Below are 664 nucleotides of genomic sequence, written 5' to 3'. Positions count from 1 at the left end.
CCCTTCGACGCGCTCTCTTTCAGGTCATCGACCTTGCGCACAAGGTGAGCATCATGACCCGCGAACTCCCGGTTGACACAGCGCACCGCGCGCTTATCCGCGCCAGAGAGATACCTCGTGATGTTCAGCAAGGTTTCCGGAGGGAGAGGCTCGAAAGGATTCTCTCCCGGCGACACACTGACGTCTGGATCATTCGCATCCCGCATCTCATCCAAGCCTTGAACCTCCCCGAGCTTCGGCTCGACATCCGACATTTCACTTTTTAGCAGTGTTTTCGACTCGTTAAGAGTCGCATGGTAAATCGAAAGCAGCAAACAATTACCGACCTTCATAGTTCTCCCAGAAATTTAGCGCGGTTCAAAATTTGCCGTTTCCGCTTTGTCACGGATCGGCGTAATCGAGCCGGGAATGAGCGGCATAATGACGCCACGCAGAGTGGCCCCGAAACGCGATTTCGGGCCAGGTTCAAAGCCGCGTTACACAGTGAGTGGCGCATGGAGCACGCGGCGATAATGGTGCCCCAAGCTCCATGATGCCCCTGGAAGGGTAATATTAATCTCTTTGGGTCGGATTCCCCGCGGCTTGCGGCGTAGAAGTAGACTTTGTGGATGAGCGAATACATCCATAAGAGCCAAAACGTAACGGTGCTGATGTATCACCTGGG

The 664-nt window shown here is 54.4% G+C and carries 1 protein-coding gene; it reads right to left on the bottom strand.

What is annotated here, in order from left to right; translation table 11 throughout:
• Positions 1-332: F-box protein (locus P0D80_RS50875; RefSeq protein WP_408296492.1), on the bottom strand; the 332-nt coding region annotated here is incomplete at its 3' end.
• Positions 333-664: the final 332 nt, after the last annotated feature.

Source organism: Paraburkholderia sp. RL17-373-BIF-A (assembly GCF_046030175.1).
In the GTDB taxonomy this organism is placed as follows: Bacteria; Pseudomonadota; Gammaproteobacteria; order Burkholderiales; family Burkholderiaceae; genus Paraburkholderia.
Note: the sequence above shows the minus strand (reverse complement) of the source record. Positions and strands in the feature narration are given on the sequence as shown.